Source organism: Veillonella denticariosi JCM 15641, from assembly GCF_002959855.1.
GTDB classification, from domain to species: Bacteria; Bacillota; Negativicutes; order Veillonellales; family Veillonellaceae; genus Veillonella; species Veillonella denticariosi.
The window spans coordinates 87,901-107,821 of record NZ_PPDB01000001.1; the positions used below are offsets into that span (position 1 = coordinate 87,901).

17 protein-coding genes, 1 tRNA gene and 1 pseudogene are annotated in these 19,921 nt (G+C 43.5%); 18 read left to right on the forward strand and 1 reads right to left on the reverse strand.

Annotated elements, in window-relative coordinates; translation table 11 throughout:
* The first annotated feature begins 3 nt into the window (after positions 1-3).
* The gene (locus VEHSUH05_RS00420; RefSeq protein ID WP_218017160.1) at positions 4-1,074 is read left to right on the forward strand and encodes a ParA family protein; all 1,071 of its coding nucleotides are present in this window, start codon (positions 4-6) and stop codon (positions 1,072-1,074) included.
* Positions 1,075-1,525: 451 nt separating this feature from the next.
* Here the strand turns inward: VEHSUH05_RS00420 and VEHSUH05_RS09470 are convergent, their stop codons facing one another.
* A complete protein-coding gene (locus VEHSUH05_RS09470) occupies positions 1,526-2,632 on the reverse strand; it encodes a stalk domain-containing protein (protein ID WP_425445589.1) in 1,107 nt (368 codons plus the stop codon).
* A 375-nt stretch (positions 2,633-3,007) separates the two neighbouring features.
* Here VEHSUH05_RS09470 and queF point away from each other — a divergent pair, with 375 nt between their 5' ends.
* The 17 genes and pseudogenes from queF to VEHSUH05_RS09455 all read left to right on the forward strand — a co-directional run bounded on the left by queF (position 3,008) and on the right by VEHSUH05_RS09455 (position 19,796).
* The gene (gene queF / locus VEHSUH05_RS00435) at positions 3,008-3,505 is read left to right on the forward strand and encodes a preQ(1) synthase (RefSeq protein ID WP_038116615.1); all 498 of its coding nucleotides are present in this window, start codon (positions 3,008-3,010) and stop codon (positions 3,503-3,505) included.
* A 21-nt stretch (positions 3,506-3,526) separates the two neighbouring features.
* Positions 3,527-4,252: a hypothetical protein gene (locus VEHSUH05_RS00440; RefSeq protein WP_105090394.1), complete on the forward strand. Its 726-nt coding sequence runs from the start codon at positions 3,527-3,529 to the stop codon at positions 4,250-4,252.
* Positions 4,253-4,502: 250 nt separating this feature from the next.
* Positions 4,503-5,117, forward strand: coding sequence for a serine O-acetyltransferase EpsC (epsC, locus tag VEHSUH05_RS00445; protein ID WP_105090395.1), 615 nt, complete (start codon positions 4,503-4,505; stop codon positions 5,115-5,117).
* A gap of 248 nt (positions 5,118-5,365) precedes the next feature.
* A complete protein-coding gene (locus VEHSUH05_RS00450; RefSeq protein WP_054674116.1) occupies positions 5,366-5,800 on the forward strand; it encodes a Dps family protein in 435 nt (144 codons plus the stop codon).
* Positions 5,801-5,847: 47 nt separating this feature from the next.
* A tRNA-Ser gene (locus tag VEHSUH05_RS00455) sits at positions 5,848-5,938 on the forward strand.
* Positions 5,939-6,154: 216 nt separating this feature from the next.
* The gene (locus tag VEHSUH05_RS00460; protein WP_105090396.1) at positions 6,155-6,901 is read left to right on the forward strand and encodes a hypothetical protein; all 747 of its coding nucleotides are present in this window, start codon (positions 6,155-6,157) and stop codon (positions 6,899-6,901) included.
* A gap of 20 nt (positions 6,902-6,921) precedes the next feature.
* The gene (locus tag VEHSUH05_RS00465) at positions 6,922-8,181 is read left to right on the forward strand and encodes an Nramp family divalent metal transporter (protein ID WP_105090397.1); all 1,260 of its coding nucleotides are present in this window, start codon (positions 6,922-6,924) and stop codon (positions 8,179-8,181) included.
* 374 nt (positions 8,182-8,555) lie between these two features.
* Positions 8,556-9,158, forward strand: a complete 603-nt coding sequence (locus VEHSUH05_RS00470) for a hypothetical protein (RefSeq protein ID WP_054674114.1) — start codon at positions 8,556-8,558, stop codon at positions 9,156-9,158.
* Positions 9,136-9,858: a YaaA family protein gene (locus tag VEHSUH05_RS00475; protein ID WP_105090398.1), complete on the forward strand. Its 723-nt coding sequence runs from the start codon at positions 9,136-9,138 to the stop codon at positions 9,856-9,858. The genes VEHSUH05_RS00470 and VEHSUH05_RS00475 overlap by 23 nt, the downstream gene beginning before the upstream one ends.
* Positions 9,859-9,862: 4 nt before the next feature.
* Entirely contained in the window at positions 9,863-10,981 is a 1,119-nt protein-coding gene (gene hydE / locus VEHSUH05_RS00480; protein WP_105090399.1) for a [FeFe] hydrogenase H-cluster radical SAM maturase HydE, read from the forward strand.
* A gap of 71 nt (positions 10,982-11,052) precedes the next feature.
* Positions 11,053-11,718, forward strand: a complete 666-nt coding sequence (locus tag VEHSUH05_RS00485; protein ID WP_105090400.1) for a hypothetical protein — start codon at positions 11,053-11,055, stop codon at positions 11,716-11,718.
* A 342-nt stretch (positions 11,719-12,060) separates the two neighbouring features.
* Positions 12,061-14,127 (forward strand): elongation factor G, encoded by a 2,067-nt coding sequence (gene fusA / locus VEHSUH05_RS00490; RefSeq protein ID WP_105090401.1) that lies wholly within the window; start codon positions 12,061-12,063, stop codon positions 14,125-14,127.
* Positions 14,128-14,368: 241 nt separating this feature from the next.
* Positions 14,369-14,839 (forward strand): NanQ anomerase/TabA/YiaL family protein, encoded by a 471-nt coding sequence (locus VEHSUH05_RS00495; RefSeq protein ID WP_038116574.1) that lies wholly within the window; start codon positions 14,369-14,371, stop codon positions 14,837-14,839.
* Positions 14,840-14,945: 106 nt separating this feature from the next.
* Entirely contained in the window at positions 14,946-15,839 is an 894-nt protein-coding gene (locus VEHSUH05_RS00500) for a DMT family transporter (RefSeq protein ID WP_105090402.1), read from the forward strand.
* 200 nt (positions 15,840-16,039) lie between these two features.
* The gene (locus VEHSUH05_RS00505; protein WP_105090403.1) at positions 16,040-16,981 is read left to right on the forward strand and encodes a DMT family transporter; all 942 of its coding nucleotides are present in this window, start codon (positions 16,040-16,042) and stop codon (positions 16,979-16,981) included.
* A 147-nt stretch (positions 16,982-17,128) separates the two neighbouring features.
* Positions 17,129-18,427, forward strand: a complete 1,299-nt coding sequence (locus VEHSUH05_RS00510; protein WP_105090404.1) for an amidohydrolase — start codon at positions 17,129-17,131, stop codon at positions 18,425-18,427.
* 117 nt (positions 18,428-18,544) lie between these two features.
* Positions 18,545-19,796 (forward strand): annotated as a pseudogene (locus tag VEHSUH05_RS09455) (allantoate amidohydrolase).
* Positions 19,797-19,921: the final 125 nt, after the last annotated feature.

Sequence of the window (19,921 nt, forward strand, 5' to 3'; positions counted from 1 at the left end):
GTTATGAAATCGATATGCTTATTTAATCACAAAGGTGGGGTAAGTAAAACCACTACCACATTTAATTTAGGTTGGATGTTAGCTAATAAAGGCTATAAGGTTGTGATGGTTGATTTAGATTCACAATGTAATTTGACTGGGCAGGTATTTGGTTATAAATTGTTAGAAGAAGATTATTTTGAAACATTTTACAATGAACGAACATATATCAGTATGAGTCCGATAGTAAAAGGTTTAGTAGATGGTGAATCAGTAGAATCTATTATTAAGTTGGCTGGTGAGCGTTTATATGAGACGCAGAACCCGAACTTAATGTTGCTAGCAGGACATTTAAATGTATCTGATTTAGATTCACAAATTACTGTATCATTAAAAATTGCATCGGGTATTCCTGCAACTAAGAATATAGTTGGAAATTTGCCTGCAGTGCTTAAGAGAATAGCAGAAAATTTTGATGCTGATTATTTATTATTTGATTTAAGTCCAAATGTAGGTGGTTTAAATGAAATTATATTAATGTCTAGTGACTATTTTATTGTGCCTACATCTCCAGATTATTTTTGTGTACAAGCAATAGATTCATTAACTAAAAATATAAAAAAGTGGAAACGTGAAATAAATCGTTTTAAAGAAGATAATGAAATAGTACAAAAGAACTATGCTGTTCATAATGAACCAAAATTTATAGGAATTATTCAACAGCGATATAGACCTCGTAGTGAGCGGCCTGCAAGTTCATTTCAAAATTGGATAGATAAAATAAATATTGCAGTTAATAATAAGTTAGTTCCCACACTAGAAGATTTGAATTGTATATTGCCTCATGATCATATAAAGACTGTATTAGAAAAATCAGATTTAAAGCCATATACACTAGCATATATTCCTGACTTTAATTCATTAATAGCAATTAGTCATCTAGAGAAACGTCCAATATTTGAGTTAACGTCTGAAGATATAAGAAAACATTCTAATGTATTTGGTCGAGCTTTAGATACTATGGCTGAAAGTGCAGAGAAGTTTCATAATGTATTTGATGGGTTAACGGATAGAATTATTGAAATAACAAGATAATACAATAGAATTATGATTAACTTTTTTATAAGCACGTATATTGATTGCCATAAGTTATAAAAGAGAGTTATAAGAAAAAGCGATTTTAATGAAAAAATATTATCATGAAATCGCTTTTTATTCTATTTTCAGTTACTTCCCATGATTTTGTAATTGTGTATTTATAGAAAATATAGTTGTTAGATATATTTTTTTTAACTGTAATGCATGTGTTAGATATGTAAACCATGGTAAAATAATTAATAGCAAATTATAAGCTTTTATTGAGCACCTTATTATAACCGCTATTATTAATGATTGTTGTTTTATTGAGACTGAATTTAGAAATGTTTTTCAATTTAATAATTGAGAGTAATAATAGAAAATAAAAAAAGATGGCGGTTCATCGATGTGATGAGTCGCCATCTTTTGTTGATAGGGGCGATTTAATTAGCTTACGGCAGAGATTTATTTATCTGCTTAAGCCGTTGGATCGTTGGTCCCCGGAAGTCTTTGTGTTTGTTGTATTTTTCGTGTTTACTGTATTTTTCGTATCGTCCGTGTCTGATTTAGCTGTATCTGTTTTAGAGGTATCCGTTTTCGTATCAGTCCGTTTTACCGTTACAAGAGGTTTCTTTTCTTTAGTAGCGGATGTATCTTCTTCGTACGGTATCACCTTGTCCTCTTCAGGCGGCAAGAACGTATCTACACCGTTCTGTTGGCCGTTTTGCGCCGGATTATCGATGGATTGAGAGCGTTGAGGTGCGATATAGATTTCGTCTTTTGTTATATTCACATCATTCAGCAATAATTTGAACGCTTGCGGGCTCACGTAAAGTGTTCCGTCTACTATACGCGCAGCAGGCAGCAAGGATTCAGATGTGTCGAGGTTGATGTTTTGTAATTTACCTTTTCGTAGTATTTGCTTAGAATCCGGCTGTACCGCCAAGGTTGCGACGGTCGTATCGATTAATGCCGTTTTAGTAGGCGCGTCCCAGGATACTTTGTATCCTAAAGCTTCAGACACTTGACGCAACGCCACGAGAGGTTGACCCTCAACATAAATGACATTTGGCTTATTAGCTGTCGGTTCCAATACCTTGTCATCCACATTGATACGATGTTGTGTCGTCACCGCCGCGGATTTTTCTGTATTCTGCATCGATGTCGGTGTTGATGCCGGCGTAGCTGCAGGCATTCCCGTATTTTGTCTTGTTGCAGGCGCAGGTGTTTGTGTAGCTGCAGGTGTTCCTACATTTTGCCTTGTTGTAGGTGCAGGTGTTTGTGCAGCTGCAGATGTTCCTACATTTTGTTTCGTTGCAAGTGCAGGTGTTTGCGTAGCTGCAGGTGTTCTTACATTTTGCCTTGTTACAGGCGCAGGTGTTTGTGCAGCTGCAGATGTTCTTACATTTTGTTTCGTTGCAGGTGTCGGTGTTTGCGCAGTTGCAGATGATTCAATATTTTGCGTTGTAGCAGATTTTTCCGCACCGACCGCCGCTTGTGCAGGCTGTATGATACCGCTCGTGAAAGCAAGAGTCCCTAAGGCTATACTTGATAAAATAAGTTGTTTTAATTTCATGAGATCCTCCATTATGTATAAAAATATTACGATAAATTATACATTTGTACTGTACTATAAAGAGATGAATATTTAATTATAAACTTAAATTTTATACAATTTATGTGGGAGACACTTATGATTAGTTGATGATGTTGAATGTGTTTATGCCTAGTGGATGATATTGAGAGAGTTTACGACTGGTTAATAATGTTGAAAGCGTTTATGGTTGGTGAATATGAATTTGATGAAAAAGGGGAAAAAGATGAAAGGACTAAATGTGAATAAACGTAGTACGAGGCTATGAACATTTTTATAGTTTTCCATGTGATATAATTTAAGTATTAAGTGAATTGTTTCCTGGTTTTTATTGTGTTATATAGAAAGAGGTTCCTTATGGCATCCGGCAGATCTGAACAAGAGTTACAAGGCGTAACGATGCTAGGTCATCAAACCGATTATCCTACTGATTATGCACCGCAGGTGTTAGAGGCATTTGAAAATAAACATCCTGATAATGATTACTTCGTTAAGTTTAATTGTCCGGAGTTCACCAGTTTGTGTCCTATGACGGGACAGCCTGACTTTGCGACCATATATATATCCTACGTACCCGACAAGCGCATGGTCGAGTCCAAGTCTCTCAAGTTATACCTGTTCAGCTTTCGTAATCATGGGGACTTTCACGAGGATTGTATCAATATTATCATGAAAGATCTCGTGAAGTTGATGGATCCGAAGTATATCGAGGTCTGGGGTAAGTTTACGCCACGCGGCGGTTTATCCATCGATCCGTATGCGAATTATGGAAAGTCCGGGACGGAGTGGGAAAAGACGGCAAAGGAGCGCCTCCATTTTCACGATATGCAGCCTGAGCGCGTAGCGTACCGATAAAGCGCGTAACGTACAGATACTATGTTAGAACATTATATAACCGCAATCATATCATTTATGCTCTTTTTTTTGATAGGACTGGGGTTATCATTAAAGCCCGCAGTGGTGATGGCCGGTATTCGTAGTAATCAATATATGAAAGACAATGGGAAACCATGGATTTCTTATGGCCTATTTATTGCCATACTATTTGTTATTAATATGCTGGGGGCCTGTCTGATACATTTTTACTCTACGTATATGCCCTTAGCAATTGATATTTCATGGGTTTTCGGTAAGTGGTGGCAAGTCATCAGTATTATTTTATTTGTCATTCTGATTCTACAGGAGTTGAGGATTATCGACTTTAGCCATGGTGAGCGCAATCTGGCATTTCGTTATGAACAGCTTGATAAGGGCGTGCAAGGCTCTTCGTGGGAAGAGAAGTACATGTTGAACGGGCGCTGTAATCTTGCAAAAGGTTTAGCGGACTGTATTTATTTGTTGCGTATGCCTATTCGTAGCACCTGGCCGTATCTTGTGTGGATATTATTCGGTGCTCCTCAGTTTGTATCGTATCTCCTCATGGGTTATGTATGGGGACACATTATGTTTCACGACCGGCAGACCCTTGAGAGACTGTCTGATTCCGGTCTTTACAGATGGCTTGCGGGGATTCCCGTTTTTTGTATGGTCATGACATCTATACTATTGATAGGTATGGCATTGTGGTTGCTGATAGTCCCGGTGTCATGGCCTACGATGTAACGACAATTACAAGTTAATCGATGAACCTAGTTATTTCCTGCTTTTTTAGGGTTTTAAAAGTACTTCTCATTCTCTTGACAATGGCTGCTTTCAGGTGTTAGAGTATGGGTAATCAGAGTGCACAAAGGCATATGCACTGTGCATAGTGGATAACAAGGTGGAACCACAATATCGTCCTTGGGATTTTCCTGAGGACGTTTTTTATCATCTATCCATAAAGTAAAAATTTGTAGGAAGAAACGGAGTACCTGTGATGCAAGGTCTACGCGAGTTATGGGGAAAAATCAAATATAATATTCAGCGTGTTATGGACTCGGACCCTGCGGCAACCAGTGTGTGGATGGTTATCTGGACATATCCTCACATAACGGCGCTGTTCTGGCATTTCTTTGCACATCGCCTCTATAAGGCGGGATGGCCTATTTTAGCGCGTCGTATAGCTTTGCATTCACGTCATGTGACGGGCATAGAAATCCATCCGGGCGCTACCATCGGACGCGGCTTATTTATCGATCACGGTATGGGTGTTGTTATCGGTGAAACCGCTATTGTCGGGGATAATGTGACATTATTTCACCAGGTCACACTCGGTGGTATGTCATCTAAAAAAGTGAAACGACATCCGACGGTTGAGGATGATGTTCTCATCGGTACGGGGACGAAAATTTTGGGCGACATCACCATCGGTGCCCGCACTAAAATCGGCTGTAACCTCGTCATTAAGCACGATATACCTCAGGATATGGTCATCTTCGAAACAGATCCTGAAAATATGTATGTTCGAAAGTCCAGACTTAATACAAATAATAAAGCGACCTCGGAGGAAAAGAAGGTGCCGGATGATTATATAGAATATTATATTTAAATTGCGCAGATGGTTATATACTGACCTATTGCTATAGGATTAAATGGTCTTATAGTAATAGGTTATTTTTTTTGATGATAAAGATTTTTATATATTGACACGGATAATTATTATTGTTATACTTACAATGTAATCAATATTGATTACAAATTAAATAAAAAGAGTTAATGGCATAGACGTCAACTGAATGTATAAGTCTTTTATTATACATGGTAATTGAGAATTGATTAAGAATGGAGGAATTTATTATGAAAAACGTAGCACAAGTAAATCAATATTTAGCAGATCTTTCCGTATGGAACGTAAAATTGCATAATTTACATTTCAATGTAACAGGTCCACAGTTTAAATCTATACATGAATATTTGGAATCCATTTATGATGAAGCGTTTGACTATTTTGATGCGGTAGCTGAGCATGTGAAAATGCAGGGTGAATTCCCGTTGGTTAACTCCGTTGAATATGCGAAATTGGCAAAAATCGGCGAATTGGGTCAGGAAGATGTTCCTCAACATAAGGTAATCGAGATTCTGTTGAAGGATTTCAAATATATGAAAGATCAGGCTGCAGCTATTCGTGAAGCGGCAGGTGAAGAAGATAACTTCTTGCTTTCCAACATGATGGAAGACCATATTGAGTACTATGTAAAACAAATCTGGTTCATCGAATCCATGTTGAAATAATCTTGACGATGTTTTGCTGAGTATGATATGATTACTCAGTAAAGCATGGAGGATTACTCAAGAGGCTGAAGAGGACGGTTTGCTAAATCGTTAGGGCGGGTTACCGTCGCTAGGGTTCGAATCCCTAATCCTCCGCCATGCTGAGACCTCACATCGCTTGATGTGGGGTCTTTTTGTATATTTGTGTAGTAATGGGGTAATCGGTTGTGGTGTCGCTTTAATTTATCTTAGGATTTTACGGCGATAGCAAGGCTTGTTACCTCATGACAGAAGTGTATAAGGGTTATAGAGTTGACGTATACATAAGGGAGTTATTATAATAGATTGTATCAAATTTAATTTAAGGAGGCTCTTATGAATACAACATATACACGTCGATTGAAAATGATTTGCCGCACATTAGGTGTCGGGGCTTTTTGTGTAACCGCTTCTCTGGGGGCCGTTCATGCTGAAAGTATCGCCATTCCTAGTGCTCGCCCTATGGTGGACGGTGTCAGCGCTGACACGGAGGTGGTACGCGCTTCCGACTCCAGACATAGTGTAAGCTCCGATGTGGTAACTCCGAACGATTGGACGTATACGGCATTGAAAACGTTGATTAAACATGGTTCTATCACGGATACTCATGGGTTGGCCTTTGATGGCACGAGCTATACAAAGGATGAATTGATGCCGCTTATCGATGAGGTCGTGGAAAAACGGGAACAGATGAATGACAATGATCGCCAGTTTGCATTGCGCCTTTATCAAGAAAACATGCGTGATGTAATGGATTATCGTATCGCACGGGATAAGAAAGTTACGGACGAACGTCGGCAAAAAGCGGACCAGAAACGCGCCGCTAAGGCTAAAGCGTCGGGCAAGGAGTATCGCGTAAGCGAATCGCAACAGGAGGCTCTCGATAAGGCTAATGATGAAATGGCAAAGCCTGAAGAGCGCGCGTTGACGGATGAACAGATCAAGGAAAAAATGAAACATTTTAAAATTGATGATTCCCGCGTTAAAGTAGGCGGCGATGTTCGCATCCGTTACAGCGATTCCAAAAACGGTAAGGCTAAAACCGATGCGCGTGCAAGAACGGAGATGAAGTTCACTCTATAATCCTTACTTAGGGAGTTAGGATGATTGATTTTTTAAAGCGACAATTGTTTACCGTTCATCAAAACGGTAAACAGCATGTGAGTGAAGTTTTTAAATATATCGGTCCGGGTATTATCGTGACCGTCGGCTTCATTGATCCGGGCAACTGGGCCGCCAATCTGGCGGCCGGCGCCAGTTTCGGGTATCAACTTTTGTGGGTGGTGACACTGTCCACAATTATGCTCATTTTACTGCAACATAATGTAGCGCATTTAGGCATAGTCCGCGGCCAATGTCTATCGGAATGCGCCTATGAATTTTTGCCGCGTTGGGTTTCCCGCATTGTGCTCAGTACGGCCGGCATCGCTGCTGCGGCGACGGCTTTGGCTGAATTTATCGGTGCGGCGATAGCCTTGAAGATGCTTTTCGGCATACCGTTGCTGATCGGCAGCATCTTGACCGCTTTGATCTGTACGGTTATGCTGATCACCAATTCGTATCGTAAGCTGGAGCGTATCATCGCCGGCTTTGTGTCTCTCATTGCATTGGCCTATGTGGTAGAGGTCAATATGGTTCATGTGGATTGGGCGGCGGCCGGTATCGGATGGGTGAATCCTCAGATTCCAAATGAATCGATGCTCGTTATTTTGAGTATTCTGGGCGCTGTTATTATGCCGCATAATTTATTTTTGCACTCCGAGATCATTCAAAGTCGCCAGTTCAATACGCAGGATCCGACGGTGATAAAGAAACAATTGCGTTATGAATTTCTCGATACATTGCTTTCGATGGGCATCGGCTGGATGATTAATTCCGCTATGATTTTATTGGCGGCAGCTGTCTTTTTTTCTCACGGCATAGAGGTGACGGAACTGGAACAGGCCGAGGAATTATTGCGCCCTTTAATCGGACCCGCAGCGGGTACCATCTTTGCATTGGCGCTTCTCTTTGCCGGATTTGCATCATCCGCGACGGCGGGCATGGCCGGTGCGAGTATTTTTGCGGGCATGTTTGGCGAATCCTATGATATGAATGACTTTCACAGTCGTCTGGGATTGTCTTTGACGTATATTCCGGCGCTGCTGCTCATCATATTTGTAACGGATTCATTCCAAGCCTTACTGGTGTCTCAAATGTTTTTGAGCCTGCAGCTGCCTGTTACGATATTTCTGCAACTGTACATGACCAGCAGCCGTCATATTATGGGGCAATATGTAAATCGAACATTTACAAATATTGTACTGTGGGGCATCGGGATTATCGTCACTGTTATGAATATCTATTTACTCATAATGGGCTGATTAATTGTATATTGATGGATAATGTTCAGAACGGTGAAAGCATGTAATAAGTACATGTAATTTTATCTATATGTACTTTCAAATAGATGTAATTTTAAGTATATAATGCTATGTGCATATCATTTCAGGTATATGTTTAAGTGCAAGTAATTTATGGACCGCTTCGGCGGTCCATTTTTACACTCCGTATGTGTTCTTCGGCAGGAATGCTTTCAAAAGATATATTCATGACATGTAGTCAACGTATAGTTCATGTGAAAAGTGTATCCTCGGTATCCCAACGATGACGCGAAATATGTTACAATTAAGATTAAAGAAAAGTTTGTGACGGCGCCGACCGGCGCAGTATTATATATCCTATTCAGGAGGAATTAATGGCAGATCAAAAGAATGTACAAGAACCTATTCAATCCGACTTCAGCATCGTTGTAAATGATATTGCGGAGGAATTATTGACACGTCTCAATATGGATGATGACGGTACGATTATCGACATGTTCCAGACGGGTTCTTTCGACCCATGGCAACTGTTTGTATTTTATGCGGCACTTGAGCAGGCTCTCGTTGATTTCAGAACGGATAAACGTAAGAAGACAATCATCGTCCATGCTCAACCGGAGGCGCTCATCGGCATCGGTCGCGTTGTGACTCCGCTATCGACCTTGCTTGAACATGTATTGATGACCCGACTCGGGGACATGAGCGAAGGTCGTTTGGAAACAGGGATGCTCACCGTGTCCGCTGAAAGCATCGATTATGAAGGTGTAAATCTCAAGGGACGTCATGTGGTTATCGTTTGCGATCTTCTTGATGACGAGTCTCTATACCTCAAAGAGTGTATTAAATTGTGTAAGGAAATGAAAGCGACTCACGTGGTAGCGGTACCGCTCATGTTGTGGAATCCGGAGCTTATCGATAACCTTACAGAGGAATCTATCAAGGCGGAAATAGCGAATGAAAATCGTCCTCTCTCCTAGTAAAACCAAGACTATTAGCGCACATGTGGAGGATATATGCGCTCAGTTCCATCCGCAGATTACCGCATCCGTGTTAGATCACGTGAAAACCCTTGATGTAGAAACGTTGGGGAAGGCGCTCAAGTTGAAAGGCGATAAGGCCGCGGCGGTACATGACTTTTATCAGCGACATGAGGAGTATCCCGTGGGGCATGCCGGTGAGAGCTATGACGGCATCGCGTTTAAATATTTGAACTGGCTCGGCTTGTCCGATCGGGCGAAGCGGTTTGGTGAACGTCATCTCGTCATATTGTCCGCGTTGTATGGCATCGTAGAACCTCACATGGGGATTCGCGATTATCGCCTCGACATGGTGGATAAAATCGGTATCAACCTTTACGATACATGGTGTGATGCGGTGAAGGACTACTTTCACAAAGAAGACTGGATATTGAATTTAGCATCAAAAGAATACGCTAAAATGCTGGATCATCCGAAGATTGTAATCGCGGAATTCTGGGAGCTTCGTGGCGATGCCTATAAGCAGATGAGCACGTCGTCCAAGATGAGTCGCGGCATGATGGCGCATGATTGTTTGATGCGTGAGGTGAAGCATGTGTGTGATTTGCCTCGTGAAATAAATGGATTTACATGTGTGACGGATATTGAATCCATTACGATACCAAGCGAATCGATGACGGTTCGTTATGAAAGGAAGTGATTGATTGCAGGTTCAGGATATTTTAGCAAAAGATCTCGTCGGCGATGCCGCACTGACCGAAGATGAGTTGCGGTTTCTCATGTCCGTAACCGATGAAGAACAGTTGCAATTGATCTATAAGAAAGCTTACGAAGTGAAGTCGAAATATGTGCAACCTGTGGCATATTATCGCGGTCTTATCGAGTTTTCGAATCGATGTATAAAGAACTGCAACTATTGCGGCATCCGCCGGGAAAATGATAAGGCCGAACGATTTGATATGAATCGGGAGGACATCATCAAAATGGCGCAATGGGCGTACGATCATGAATACGGATCGATTACCTTGCAATCCGGCGAGCGCTGTGATGATGCATTTGTCGACTATGTGGTGGAACTTATTCGCGATATTAAAGCGATCGGTGACGGCTCTTTGGGGATTACCATGTGTGTCGGAGAACAGTCGGAAGAGGCGTACCGTCGTATGCACGAAGCCGGCGCAAGCCGCTACTTATTGCGCATTGAAACGACGAATAAAGAATTATACTATAAAATTCATCCCCACGATGAATTGCACTCTTTTGAGACGCGCGTGGAATGCTTACGCCGTCTGCGTCGCGTCGGATTCCAGGTGGGCACGGGTGTCATGATCGGACTGCCGGGACAAACGGAAGAGGATTTAGTCAATGATATTCTGTTTTATCGCGATATGGATATCGACATGATCGGTATGGGACCTTATGTGGTGCATCATGATACGCCGCTCGGCCGGGAGGCCCTTGCGCTGGGTATCGATGATGAAGCGGGTAAATTGCGCCGCGTTCAGCTGGGACTTAAGATGATCGCATTGACCCGTCTATTTTTGAAAGATGTAAATATTGCGGCCACTACGGCTCTACAGGCCCTCGATAAACTGGGGCGCGAAAAAGGCCTTGCCGCAGGGGCGAATATCTTGATGCCCATCATAACGATTCCCGAACACCGCGCAAAATACTTGCTGTACGATAATAAACCATGTGTGGACGATAATGCGGAACAATGTAAGGACTGCCTAACGCGCCGCGTTATGTCCATCGGCGATACGGTGGGATGGAAACAGAACGGGGACTCCAAACATTACGGGAAAAGAACCGGAACATTTTAGTTCACTGTTCATATGAGTCGTATACGGCATGATGATGTTATGTGTTGTATAGCATAAAAGGAGAGAATATTATGGAAACAAAATGGTACTCGGATTTTTTTCAGCTGTTGGTGCATCCTTTTTCGAAGGGGATTGATCAAATTGTTGAATTCGGCACTTTGAAAAAGGGCTTTTGGTGCACGGTTTTCTTCTGGGCCATTCCTTATTTGTTATTAGCTTTATTCGGCACGATGCTCATTCCCCTGTTGCCACGTAACGAGATCACGAATACTTTTCTTATGGTCCTTACCTTTGCCGGTGTAGCTTTCGTTTTGATTTGGTTTTTAGGAATTTTGCTGTCGTTTATCGGTGTAGCTATTTATTCTTATATTTTTAACTGGGTTGTTAAGAAAATGGGCGGTACCGATAATGTCAATGCGGTTATGAAAGTTAACTGGTACTTGGAAGGCTATGGCGTACTGTTTGGGACGGCATTTTATGTACTGCTTGCCATTTCCGCAGGTATATTAGTAGGCTTCTTCGATGCGCCCACATTATTTGTGGTTGTATTTTCTATCAGCTTTATAGGTATGCTTGTCATCATGATCTGGGTATCCTTGGCGCTGATGGGAAAACAGGTCATGTTGTCAAAATTGAAAGTATTCCTGGCCTGTGTGATTACTTCGCTTATCATTCTTATTATTTATGCATTATTTATAGCTTTATTAAACGGTTGCGCCTCATTAGTCGGCAGATAATTATAAAAAATTTTATTTGATGTATTATTGTTGAAAAGACGGTCCGTGCATGTTTGCTCCGCGTCCCTGAGGTGGCGGCATATGTACGGATCGTCTTTTGTCGTGTTTGTAAGCGGTTAGTTTATTCTATAAAAAGGTCACCTATATTTGTGCAACCATATCATGAATGAGGAGTAAGAGCGTATAGGTGACCTTTCTACTGTTTTGGGATTACATAAACTATTACCGATGAGAATTAATTTTTACAATAAAAAATAATTTTGATCGGAAAAGAGGACTTTTACAAAGGAACGTCGAAATAGTATAGCAAAAGCGTAATTTGCCAATAAGGAGGCGATTCCGATGAAAGAGTATAGTAGTGACCGAATTCGAAATGTAGCTGTCGTATCCCATGATGGAGCGGGGAAGACTGCTCTTGTGGAATCTTTGTTATTAACCTCCGGTGCCGTCGATTTTGTCGGCCGCGGTCAAGATAATAAGCATATTATGGACTTTGAACCGGAAGAGATTAAGCGTAACGTGACCATTCAGTTGGGCATGGCCCCTTGTGAATGGCATGACCACAAGGTTAATTTCGTGGATACGCCGGGTTATAATGAATTCCATGGCGAAGTTCGTGCCGCATTGCGCGCCTGTGACGGTATGTTGATGGTATTGAGCTCTACGTCCGGTGTTGAAACGGATACGGTGCGCGCGTGGGATTATGCTGTAGAATTACAAATGCCTCGTATGGCATTTATCAATAAAATGGATGTAGATGGTGCCGATTTCTTCGGTACTATTGAAAGAATGTGGGAATTATTCGGCAAGGGCATCATGCCGTTGCAGATTCCTATTGGTGAAGGCGCCGATTTCGAAGGCGTCGTAGACGTAGCGAAAATGACTGCGTTTACTTACAAGGACGGCCAACCGACAGAGATTGCTGTACCGGCTCATCTTATTGAAAAGGCTCAAGAAATACGGGAGTTAACCGTAGAAGCCGCGGCCGAAGGTAGCGATGAACTGTTGGAGAAATATTTAGAAGGTGAAGAATTAACGTTAGAGGAAATTCGCCAGGGGCTACGCGAAGGGATGATTAGTGGCCGTGTATGCCCAATCATGTGTGGCAGCGCCACATCTCGGATTGGTTTAGATCAGGTGTTGGATCGGATGATCCGCTATATGCCGGATGCAACGAAAAAAGTGATGACCGCGACGGATGCGGAAACCGGCGAACAGCGGGCAGTACATGTAGATAAACCGTTAACTGCTTTCGTATTCAAGACGCTGTTAGATCCGTTCGCAGGAAAACAAAGCTTTGTACGAATCTTCTCAGGGGAACTCAAGGAAGGTGATAGACTATTCGATGTGAACCAAGGAGTAGAGGAAAAATGGGGCAAGATGGTTACCCTTATAGGGAAGCAACAGATTCCTGTTTCCGCTGCCAAAGCCGGGGATATCGTAGTGATACCGAAATTGCCGAATGCTAAGACAGGGGATACATTGACCGCTCCCGAGTTCAAAGTGACGTACGATGCAATTCGCTTCCCTCAACCGCTTTACACTGTGGCTATGGAACCGGTGAAAAAGGGTGAGGAGGAGAAATTAGCAAGTGCGGTGATGAAAGTAGCAGAGGAAGATCCTACTTGTGTAGTTGTGAAAAATGCGGAAGCCCGCCAATTACAGATCGACTGTATGGGTGAGGTGCATTTGGAACATATTCTTAATAAGATGGACCGTAAATACGGTGTACAGGCGAAACTTGTACCTCCATACATTCCATACCGTGAAACGATAAAAGGTTCTGCAGAAACAGAATCTAAATACAAAAAACAAAGTGGCGGTCATGGGCAATATGGGCATGTTAAGATTCAAGTGGATCCATTATATGATGGAAGCGACTTTGCTTTTGTAGACAAGATTTTTGGCGGTGCTGTACCACGGCAATATATTCCGGCGGTGGAAAAGGGCGCCAAAGAAACCCTGGATAAAGGTCTAATTGCAGGCTATCCTATGATTGGTGTACAGGTGACACTCCTGGACGGATCGTACCACAGTGTAGACTCCTCGGAGTTGGCATTTAAAGTAGCTACGTCACAAGCCATCAAGGATGTAATTCCGAAGGCGAAACCGGTCCTATTGGAGCCGATTTACGAGGTCAACGTGTTTGCACCGGATGCTTTCATGGGTGACATCATGGGCGATTTAAATAGTCGACGAGGTCGTGTATTAGGCATGGAACAAAGTGAAAGAACCGGTATATCCGTGGTCAAAGCACAAGTGCCGTTGGCGGAAATGTCGGATTATGTTACTGTATTGCGTTCGATGACGCAAGGGCAGGGCGTATTCAATCGACAGTTCTACAGCTATGAAGAGGTTCCGCATAAGCAAGCCGAAGAAATTATCGCTGCTTTCAAAAATCGAGAATAAGATTTGATTATGTTCATGATTTAGTTTTAGTTTTTAAACTGACAATTGAATACACAATTTCATAAGCATAATAATTGACAGTAAGTCATAAATTTGAATAGTATTTTACGAGGCCCTCCATATATGTAGCGTATGGAGGGCTTTATGTTAATATTTGCTAGTCCCTTGCCGGTATATATGCTACTATAAATATATTATGATTGAACGTAATACCGGGTTGCCTTTTGAAAGGATGTTATATATGTTTTTTTCTTCCATTGAAGCGGATTATACGAAAATGGGATATCCCGCGGCTATTGTGCGGGCCCTTGATTTTCTGAAGACTACGGACCTCAAATCATTATCCGGGGGCCGTCATGCTATCGAAGGCGATCTGATGTACGCCAATGTGGATGATGTGAAAACGAAGTTATTTGAAGAAACCAAGCCGGAATCGCATAAAAACTATGTGGATATACAGTTTATGGTGTGCGGTGAGGAACATATGGGGTTCTTTGTGGACCGAGGTAAAGTTAAACCCGTTGAATCCTATCCGGATCGGGACTGTTATTTTTATCCTAATGAAGCCGTCGATGAGGGCATGATTCATTGTCCGGAAGGGTATTACACCGTCTTTTTTCCGTCGGATATACATCGACCTCTGTTGGCTGTGAATGATAAACCGATCGATATTCGTAAAGTAGTAGTTAAGGTTCACGTATCTTTGTTATAAGATTGAGTTTTCCAACGGTTTGCCTGTAATATTCAGTGTGTAATGTGTGTCGCCTATATGAACTCGTGTGTATCAGTTGTTACGTTAGGCCGGTAGGAGGAGTATTATGAACCGATATCAGGTTGTTGGTATCGCATTGACATTACTGGGGGCCACCCTGTGGGGCGTGTCGGGAACAGCCGTCCAGTTTCTCGGGAACAGCCGAGGCATGAACTTGGAGTGGCTCGTCACGACGAGGCTTATCTTGGCCGGAGGTATTACGGTATGTTACACGTGGTTTCGCGACGGTAACCGAATATTCGACGTATTCAGGAGTCGCCGGGATACGATGCAGCTGCTGATTTTCGGTATCTTAGGCATGGGCATGTGTCAGTATACCTACTTTAACGCGATTCTGTTGGCCGGTGCGGGCATTGCAACGGTCCTTCAATATCTGGCGCCGTCCATGATCATTCTGTACGCCGTGTTTCGCTACGGTAAACATCCTACACGGGGCGAGGTCATATCCGTTATTTTAGCGTTGGTGGGGATCATCTGCCTTATCGGTAATGACGGGTTTTCCGCTAAAAGCATCCGTCTCGATGTACTCGTATGGGGGCTCTTATCTGCCGTAGGCGTAGCCGTTTACAGCGTATCGCCGGTGCATTTGCTGGCCCGGTACGGCACCTTGCCGATTGTAGGATTCGGGATGTTCCTCAGCGGCATTGCGGCAGGGATTTTATTTCATCAGCCTGAATCCTCTGCAACGTGGGATGCCTGGACCGGCTTAGGATATTTTTCCGTCATATTTCTCGGAACGATCGTATCCTTTAATTCCTATCTTGAAGGGGTCAAGCGCATCGGTGCCGTACAGGGATCCATCTTATCTTCCGTTGAACCGATTTCGGCAGCCTTTTTTGCGTGGATCCTCTTGGGAAATCAGTTCAGCATTTTAGGCATCGTCGGGATGGCTCTTATCATTACGACCGTCATCATCATCGCGTTAGAAAAGAAATCTTAATCAGTTAGAAATAAATATTGAGAATCAGCCTGGAAATCTGTATAGACTCGGGCTGTTTTTTGTTTTACAATAGGTTCTTGTAGAACGTTTGTGAAAGTTTAATGATTGCCTCATGAGCATGTTAATTGTCATGAAATTGTGGTCGACTTTCACCATAAGTCATAATTATAAGATGAATCTCGCTAGATATTGGGGGAGAGATGGAACAGAAACAATGGGTCGGCATGGGGCTCACCATATTAGGGGCCTTGCTGTGGGGGTTGTCGGGAACGGCCGTACAATTTATTGAAGACGTGAAACATGTCAACGTGGAATGGTTGCTGGAGGTGCGCCTGATCGGGGCCGGCCTCATCACGGTTATATTGGCGTTTATGAAAGAGGGAACAGCCGTATTTAACGTTTTTAACAGTCCGAGGGATATCATGAAACTGCTCATCTTCGGCATCTTCGGGATGGCGATGTGCCAGTATACATATTTTAGATCTATCGCTCTTGCCGGCGTAGGGATTTCAACGGTGCTTCAATATGTGGCGCCGACGATGATTATCGTATATTTATTTTTGCGCTATCACAATAAGCCGAGCTCCGGAGAGGTCGTATCGGTGTTCTTCGCCATATTGGGGACGATGTTGATCATGTTCCAAGGTGGTCTGGATATACAGAATGTAAATGGAGGGGTCCTCTTCTGGGGGCTGTTATCCGCATTAGGAATCACCGTCTACAGCTTGCAGCCGGTTGAGTTGTTGCGTACGTATGGCACGGGTCCGATTGTGGGATTCGCCATGCTCATATCCGGCATCTTATCCATTTCCATATTCGGCGCCTACGAATCGAAAGCCGTTTGGGACCATATGACGTGGTTAGGTTTATTTACCATCATCATTCTTGGTACAGTGGTGTCGTTTAACGCCTACATGGAAGGTGTCCGTTGCATCGGAGCCGTTCAGGGATCGATCCTGTCATCGCTGGAACCGATTTCGGCGGCTATGTTCGGCTGGGCGTTGTTAGGCAATGAATTTACCCTTACCGGAATTCTCGGTATGGTGTTTATCATCAGCACTGTATTTATTATCGGCTGGGAACGGCACCGCCGAATCAAGCGTGAGGTACTGGCGAAGCTCAATAAGACGGAGCTTGCATAATCGCTTAATCTTGCAATTATCTATTTATAAATATAAATCAAGCAGACAATTATATATATTGTATACATGACCGTACTCGGTTGACTATCCGCATATCTGTTCATATAGTAAAGATATGCGGATTCTTTGTTTATAGAGGAGGTTTCTATGTCTGTTCAGAGTTTTGTAGAGGAACGGCGCGATGCTTTTATCGCGATGCGACGGGATTTCCATATGTATCCCGAGCCGGGGTGGCTTGAGTATCGTTCCGCGGCAAAGGTGGCGGCGCGTCTTATTGAATTGGGGTATGATGTGGCCATTGGGGCGGATGTCCTTGATTTGGATTCACGTATGGGACTTCCCGGTGATGAGATTATGAAAGCCGCCATGAATCGTGCCGTTGAGGAAGGGGCAGATCCCGAACTGGTGGAAAAAATGGGTTACGGTAAAACGGCCATCGTAGCCACAATGAAATTCGACGATGACGGCCCTACTGTGGCATTTCGGGCGGATATGGACTCAAATGATGTTATCGAATCCAATGAGGCCGGTCATATACCGGCAGATAAGGGATTCCGCTCCCGTCATGACAAGGCGATGCATGCATGCGGCCATGATACACATATGACGATGGGCCTCGGTCTGGCGGAATATGTGGCTACTCATAAGAAGACATTCAAAGGTACGATTAAACTCATATTCCAACCGGCGGAGGAAGGTGTGCGCGGTGCAAAAGCCATGGCGGAAGCCGGTGTGGTGGATGATGTTGATTTGATGTTTGGCATGCATATCGGATTTAACGAAAAACTGTCCAACTGCTTTGCTTGCAGCGATCACGGCTTTCTGGCCACTACCAAGCTTGATGCGGTATTTCACGGCTATTCCGCGCATGCCGGCGGATCCCCTGAAAAGGCGCAAAATGCGATGCTTGCAGGCTGTACGGCAGTTCTTAACTTACAGGCCATCGCTCGCCATAGCCAGGGGGCTTCCCGCATGAATGTGGGCGTCTTTGAAAGCGGTACCGGCCGCAATGTAACACCGGACGTGGCGGTTCTTAAACTTGAAACGCGCGGTGCCACAACGGAAATTAACGATTACATGATCAATCGCGCAAAAACTATTATTAAAGCCGCTGCGGAAATGCACGACTGTACCTATGAAATTACAAAACAGGGTGAGACACCGGCAGGTCGCATCAGTGATGAGTTAGCCCTAGAAGTACAAAAGATCATTGAGCCTTTAGGTATCTTCAAAGAGGTTCCTTTTGACTATAGTGGCGGCGGCAGTGAAGACTGCGCATATTTTCTCAATCGCGTCATCGATAACGGCGGTAAGGCGACGTATATGGTGTTGGGCTCTGCCATTAAGGCGCCGCATCATAATCCTCTTTTTGATATCGATGAAGAAGACATGCTGAACGGAATTATCGCATTGGGTGCTATAGCGGAATACTATTTGAAATGCTAATTCTGACCGAATCATCATACTAAAACGATAAATCTGACCGGATGAGCATACTCTTTGTATAGATTAAAACGGATAAGAAGAGTTTGTGAAAGGCTGTATATGGGGAAAGGAGCGCGTATGATACAACGAGAACGACTGGCTAAGGACTTCAGCAATATGAAGTCCTTTACGGCAGCGGGTGAAGGCATTAATCGACTTGCTTTTACAGAGGCGGACTGGGACGGGCGTCAATATATCATGGATTGCATGGTTGAGGCGGGCTTGACGGTAGAGACCGACGGTTTTGGCAATGTTATCGGCTATAAGGCGGGAAAACAGCCTGACTTGCCGGTCGTGATGGTCGGTTCCCATACAGACAGTGTGCCTGACGGCGGAAATTACGACGGTGTTGTCGGAGTATTGTCCGCTATTGAAGCGGTTCGTAGTATGGTGGATGACGGATTTGAACATGATCATACCATTGCTGTGGTGTCCTTTATGTGTGAAGAATCCAGTCGATTCGGTGCTGCCACATTAGGCAGCAAGGCGATGCGAAGCGAATTGACCGCAAAGGATTTACACCGTTTAGTTGATAAAGAGGGTATCTCACTGTATGAGGCGTTACAGAATCGCAACCTCGATCCGGATGCTATTGAACAGATGGAATATAAGAAACCTGTGAAAGCTTTCATAGAAATGCATATTGAGCAGGGCAAAGTTTTAGAACACGAAAAGAAAAAAAATCGGCATCGTTACAGGTATTGCAGCGCCGGAACGTTTCTATGTGACCGTTCGGGGATATGCGGACCACAGCGGCGCCACGCCGATGAATTTACGTCACGATGCGTTGTGCGGTGCGGCGAAAATCATCCTCGGCATTGAGGAAATCACCTCGATGCAGGAGAAACCGCCTGTTGTGGGGACCGTCGGTGTTGTAGATGTTAGTCCCGGTGCGATGAATGTAATTCCGGGCGCTGTGAAACTGGGCGTCGATATTCGCAGTATGTCTAAGGTGGCTCGCGATTCCGTGGTGACCCTTGTGAAAGAATACATTGATGTAATCGCCGGAAAACGCGGACTGACCTATACCATTGAGCCGATTGCTCAGGATCGGCCGGTGGCGATGCATCCGGCTATGATCGCACAGATTAAGGAGGCTGTGCAGTCTTCAGGGGTAGAGTATATGCTTATGCCGAGCGGAGCCGGTCATGATGCCATGCATTGGGCGGAGTCGGTTCCAACCGGGATGATATTTATTCCGTGTCGTGACGGTATCAGCCATAATCCGGCGGAATTCGCCGAAATGGACGATATCGTGATCGGTGCTGAGGTTCTTGATAAGGTATTGCGTAGCCTCAGCTTGGCTGAAACAAAACTCGTTTCACTATAGATATTAGCAGAATCTCAATTAGGTACATCACGAGTCTTAGTTTTAGGTTTATGACAGGCTTATTTAAGGAAAGTGTGTTTAATTATAGTTGTAATTGGATATGAGTGCTATATTGATTCATAAAA

Bases quoted from the DNA above. Each gene is read 5' to 3' on its own strand.
- VEHSUH05_RS00420 (WP_218017160.1), top strand. From the start codon at position 4: ATGAAATCGATATGCTTATTTAATCACAAAGGTGGGGTAAGTAAAACC.
- VEHSUH05_RS09470 (WP_425445589.1), bottom strand. From the start codon at position 2,632: ATGAAATTAAAACAACTTATTTTATCAAGTATAGCCTTAGGGACTCTT.
- queF (WP_038116615.1), top strand. From the start codon at position 3,008: ATGGCATCCGGCAGATCTGAACAAGAGTTACAAGGCGTAACGATGCTA.
- VEHSUH05_RS00440 (WP_105090394.1), top strand. From the start codon at position 3,527: ATGTTAGAACATTATATAACCGCAATCATATCATTTATGCTCTTTTTT.
- VEHSUH05_RS00450 (WP_054674116.1), top strand. From the start codon at position 5,366: ATGAAAAACGTAGCACAAGTAAATCAATATTTAGCAGATCTTTCCGTA.
- VEHSUH05_RS00460 (WP_105090396.1), top strand. From the start codon at position 6,155: ATGAATACAACATATACACGTCGATTGAAAATGATTTGCCGCACATTA.
- VEHSUH05_RS00465 (WP_105090397.1), top strand. From the start codon at position 6,922: ATGATTGATTTTTTAAAGCGACAATTGTTTACCGTTCATCAAAACGGT.
- VEHSUH05_RS00470 (WP_054674114.1), top strand. From the start codon at position 8,556: ATGGCAGATCAAAAGAATGTACAAGAACCTATTCAATCCGACTTCAGC.
- VEHSUH05_RS00475 (WP_105090398.1), top strand. From the start codon at position 9,136: ATGAAAATCGTCCTCTCTCCTAGTAAAACCAAGACTATTAGCGCACAT.
- VEHSUH05_RS00485 (WP_105090400.1), top strand. From the start codon at position 11,053: ATGGAAACAAAATGGTACTCGGATTTTTTTCAGCTGTTGGTGCATCCT.
- fusA (WP_105090401.1), top strand. From the start codon at position 12,061: ATGAAAGAGTATAGTAGTGACCGAATTCGAAATGTAGCTGTCGTATCC.
- VEHSUH05_RS00495 (WP_038116574.1), top strand. From the start codon at position 14,369: ATGTTTTTTTCTTCCATTGAAGCGGATTATACGAAAATGGGATATCCC.
- VEHSUH05_RS00500 (WP_105090402.1), top strand. From the start codon at position 14,946: ATGAACCGATATCAGGTTGTTGGTATCGCATTGACATTACTGGGGGCC.
- VEHSUH05_RS00505 (WP_105090403.1), top strand. From the start codon at position 16,040: ATGGAACAGAAACAATGGGTCGGCATGGGGCTCACCATATTAGGGGCC.
- VEHSUH05_RS00510 (WP_105090404.1), top strand. From the start codon at position 17,129: ATGTCTGTTCAGAGTTTTGTAGAGGAACGGCGCGATGCTTTTATCGCG.